At 74.5% G+C, this 5110-nt stretch carries 1 protein-coding gene; it reads left to right on the top strand.

What is annotated here, in order from left to right:
• The coding region (locus tag IE277_RS46135; protein ID WP_189960062.1) for a type I polyketide synthase at positions 1 to 5110 on the top strand (5110 nt) is incomplete at both ends.

Genomic DNA, 5110 nt, shown 5'->3' with positions numbered 1-5110 from the left:
CAAGAACCGCCCCGAGGCGCGCACCCTGCTCGCCGCCGTCGCCCGGATGCACGCCACCGGCGTCCGCGTCGACTGGGACGCGTACTTCGGTGCCGTCGAAGAGCGGTGGGCCGATCTGCCGACGTACGCCTTCCAGCACCAGCGGTACTGGCTGGAGGGTGCCGCGATCGGCGGGGCCGGGCTGGGCTCGGCGGGGCTGGAGCCGGTCGAGCACCCGCTGCTGAGCGCGGTCGTGGACGCGGCCGACTCCGGCGATGTCGTGCTGACCGGGCGGCTGTCGGTGGACACCCAGCCCTGGCTGGCCGACCACGACGTCCTCGGGACCGTGCTGCTGCCCGGTACCGGCTTCGTCGAGCTGGCCGTCCGCGCGGGTGACCAGGTCGGCTGCGAGACCATCGAGGAACTGCTGCTGGAGGCGCCGCTGATCGTGCCGGCGCGTGGCGGAGTGGCCCTGCAGGTGCGGGTCGGCACGCCGGACGCCTCGGGCGCCCGGTCGGTCGGCATCCACTCGCGGGGCTCCGACCCGGACGCGCCCTGGACGCGGCACGCGTACGGCACGCTGGTGCCCGGCGGACAGGCACCCGCGTTCGACCTGGTCCAGTGGCCGCCGGCCGACGCCACGGCACTGGAGGTGTCCGGCGCCTACGAGCGGCTGCTGGCCCGGGGTTACGCCTACGGCCCGGTGTTCCAGGGGCTGCGCGCGGCCTGGGTGCGCGGGGACGACGTGTTCGCCGAGGTGGCGCTCCCGGAGTCGGCACGCGCCGACGCCGCCCGGTTCGGGCTGCACCCGGCGCTGCTGGACGCCGCCATGCACGCCGACCTGCTCGGGCAGGACGGCGCGGCCGACGGCGACACGCTGCTGCCGTTCTCCTGGAACGGGGTGACGCTGCACGCCGCCGGTACTTCGGTGCTGCGGGTGCAGATCCGCCGGCTGCGCGGTGACGAGCTGTCGGAGATCCTGGTCGCCGACGAGACCGGTACGCCGGTGGCGACCGTGCGGTCCCTGGTGTCGCGCCCGGTGTCCGAGGAGCAGTTGGCGAGCTCCGCGGGCGGCACGGGCGCGGCCCTGCACCGCGTCGAATGGCTGCGTACGGGTGCCGCGGCCGGCACCGAGGAGCCCGGTGACGTCACCGTGTACGCGGTGCCGGAGCCGGACGCCGGCGACGCCGCCGAGCGGACCCGTGCCGTCGTGCGCGAGGTGCTGGACCGGCTGCGGGAGTGGTCGGACCGTGACGGGTCGGACCCGGCGCGGCTGGCCGTGGTGACCCGTGGCGCGTTCGCCGTACTGTCGGGCGAGGACGTCGATCCGGCGCACACCGCCGTGTGGGGTCTGGTGCGGGCCGCCGAGGCGGAGAGCCCCGGCCGGTTCGTCCTCGTCGACGTGGCGGCCGACGCCGCCGCCGTGGACGCGGACGTCACCCTCGCGCTGGCGGCCGCGGAGAGCGAGACCGCGGTGCGCTTCGGCGAGGTGCGGGTACCGCGGCTGACCCGGATCAGCACGCCGGCCGAGCGGCCCGAGTGGAGCTCCACCGGTACCGTCCTGGTCACCGGGGGCACCAGCGGGCTGGGCGCGCTGGTGGCCCGCCGACTGGTCGCCGAGCACGGTGTACGGCATCTGCTGCTGACCAGCCGCCGTGGCCCGGACGCGCCGGCGGCCCGCGAGCTCGCCGCCGAACTCACCGAGTCGGGCGCCGAGGTCACGGTGGCCGCGCTCGACGTGACCGACCGGGAGGCGCTGGCCGGCGTGCTGGCCCAGGTCGACCCGGCGCATCCGCTGACCGGTGTGGTGCACGCGGCGGCGGTCGCCGGGGGCGGGCTGGTCGGCTCGCTGACGGCGGACGGTGTGGAGGCGGTGCTGCGGCCGAAGACCGACGGCGCCTGGCATCTGCACGAGCTGACCCGCGAACTGGGCCTCACGGCGTTCGTGCTGTTCTCCTCGGCGGGCGCCTCGGTGCTCGCCGCCGGGCAGGCCGACTACGCCGCCGCCAACGCCTTCCTCGACGGCCTCGCCGTGCACCGGCGGGCGCTCGGACTGCCCGCGTCGGCACCGGCGTTCGGCATGTGGGAGGTCAGCACGGGCCTGGGCGGTGACCTCACCGACGCCGACCTGGAGCGGATGCGGCGCCTCGGCCTGCCCGCCCTCACGGTCGCGGAGGGCCTGGCCCTCTTCGACGCGGCCGTGGCCGGCGAGGAGGCGACGGTCCTGCCGCTGAAACTGGACGCGGCGGCGCTCGCCGCCCGCGGCCAGGACCTGCCCGCGCTGCTGCGGGGCAAGGTGCGCGGCCCGGTCCGCCGTACCGCGAACACCTCGGCCGCCGAGGCCGGTGAGCTGGAGCGGCGGCTGGCCGGGGTGTCCCCGCAGGAACGGGAGCGCATCGTCCTGGACCTGGTGCGCAGCACCGTGGCGAGCGTCCTCGGGCATGCCTCGGCGGACGCGGTCGGCGCGGAGACGGCCTTCCGTGAGCAGGGCTTCGACTCCCTGGCGGCGGTCGAGCTGCGCAACCAGCTCGGCGCGGCCACCGGGCTGCGGCTGCCCGCCACACTCGTCTTCGACTACCCCAACTCCCGTATCGCGGCGGCCTTCCTCATCGAGAGGCTCTCCGCGTCGAGCGCTCCGGCCGCCGCCCCGGTGCCGGCCGTACGCGCGGCGGCGGCCACCGACGAACCGATCGCGATCGTCGCGGTCAGCTGCCGCTTCCCCGGCGGGGTCCGCTCCGCCGAGGACCTGTGGAAGCTGGTCGCCGAGGGCCGCGACGCCATCGGCGCCTTCCCCGCCGACCGCGGCTGGGACGCCGACGCCCTGTACGACCCGGAGCCGGGCACGCCCGGCAAGACCTACGCGAAGGACGGCGGATTCCTCTACGACGCCGCCGAGTTCGACGCCGACTTCTTCGGGATCATGCCGAAGGAGGCCCTGGCCATGGACCCGCAGCAGCGGCTGCTGCTGGAGGCCTCGTGGGAGACCTTCGAGCGGGCCGGCATCGACCCCCACAGCCTGCGCGGCAGCCGTACCGGCGTGTACGCGGGCATCATGTACCACGAGTACGGCAGCCGGGCCGGTGAGGTCCCGGAGGATCTCGCCGCCTATCTCGGCAACGGCAGCGCGGGCAGCATCGCCTCCGGCCGGGTGGCCTACACCCTCGGTCTGGAAGGCCCGGCCGTCACCGTCGACACCGCCTGCTCCTCCTCCCTGGTGAGCCTGCACATGGCGTGCCAGGCACTGCGCGCGGGCGAGATCACGATGGCGCTGGCCGGCGGTGTCACCGTCATGCCGACCCCGGACCTGTTCGTCGACTTCAGCCAGCAGCGCGGACTGGCCCCCGACGGCCGCTCCAAGGCCTTCGCCGGTGCCGCCGACGGCACCAGCTGGTCGGAGGGCATCGGTCTGCTGCTGGTGGAGCGGCTGTCGGACGCCGAGCGCCTCGGCCACCCGGTGCTCGCCGTCATCCGCGGCTCCGCCATCAACCAGGACGGCGCCTCCAACGGCCTGACCGCGCCCAACGGCCCCTCCCAGCAGCGGGTCATCCAGCAGGCCCTCACGGCCGCGGGCCTCGGCTCCGCCGACGTGGACGCCGTCGAGGGCCACGGCACCGGCACCAGGCTCGGCGACCCGATCGAGGCCCAGGCCCTGCTCGCGACCTACGGGCAGCACCGGGACGCGGACAAGCCGCTGTGGCTCGGCTCCATCAAGTCCAACATCGGCCACGCTCAGGCGGCGGCCGGCGTCAGCGGTGTCATCAAGATGGTGATGGCCCTGCGCGCGGGCGTGCTGCCCAAGACCCTGCACGTGGACGAGCCCACCCCGCACGTCGACTGGGAGGAGGGCAACGTCCGCCTGCTCACCGAGGCCAGGGACTGGCCCGCCGGGGACCGCCCGCGCCGGGCCGCCGTCTCGTCCTTCGGTCTGAGCGGCACGAACGCCCACGTCATCCTGGAGGAGGCGCCGCGCGGCACCGCCGAGCCGGAGCCCTCGGAACCCGCCGAGGCACCGGGTACGGTCCTGCTCCCGGTGTCCGCCAAGAACGCCCAGTCCCTGCCCCGGCAGGCGGAGGCGCTCCGCGCGTACCTGGAGGCCGACCCCGAGCTGTCCCTCCGCGACGTCGGCCACGCCCTGGCGACCACCCGCGCGGCGCTCGACCACCGCGCGGTGATCCTCGCCGACGACCACGCCGGCGCCGCCCAAGCCCTGGCCGCCCTCGCCGCGGACACCCAGTCCCCGGACGTCATCACCGGCACCAAACTGGACGGGGCGACCGCGTTCCTGTTCACCGGCCAGGGCGCCCAGCGCCTGGGCATGGGCCGCGAACTGCACGCCGCGTTCCCGGTGTTCGCCGCTGCGTTGAACGAGGTCGCGTCCGCCGTGGACGCCTACCTCGATCGCCCGTTGTTCGAGGTGATCTGGGGCGAGGACGAGGAACTGCTGAACAGCACGGCCTACACCCAGCCGGCGCTGTTCGCGATCGAGACCGCCTTGTTCCGGCTGGTGGAGTCGTGGGGTGTCCGCCCCGACTATCTCGCCGGGCACTCCATCGGTGAGATCACGGCGGCGCATGTCTCCGGTGCGATCTCGCTGGAGGACGCGGCTCGTCTGGTCACCGCTCGTGGGCGTCTGATGCAGGCGCTCCCGTCCGGTGGCGCGATGGCCGCCATCCAGGCCACGGAGGAGGAACTCCTCCCGCACCTGACAGAGACCGTCGGCATCGCAGCCATAAACTCCCCGTCCTCCGTGGTGATTTCGGGTGTCGAGGCGGATGTGGAGTCGATCGCGGCGGACTTCGCGGGCCAAGGTCGTAAGACGACGCGGCTGCGGGTCTCGCACGCCTTCCACTCCCCGTTGATGGACCCGGCCCTGGCCGAGTTCCACCTGGTCGCGGAGAGCATCACCCTCAACGCACCGTCCATCCCCGTGGTCTCCGGCGTGCACGGCGAGATCACCGACGAGTGGGGCACCCCGGACTACTGGACCCGCCACCTCCGCGAGGCGGTCCGCTTCGCCGACACCGTCACCCACCTGAACACCGAACGCGGCGTGACCCGCTTCCTGGAACTGGGCCCCGACGCCATCCTGACCGCCCTCACCCAGGGCACCCTGGACGACGCCGTCGTCGAA

Source organism: Streptomyces alanosinicus (genome assembly GCF_014650595.1).
In the GTDB taxonomy this organism is placed as follows: domain Bacteria; phylum Actinomycetota; class Actinomycetes; order Streptomycetales; family Streptomycetaceae; genus Streptomyces; species Streptomyces alanosinicus.
The sequence above is the reverse complement of the archived record's forward strand: the minus strand, read 5'-3'. Positions and strand labels throughout refer to the sequence as shown.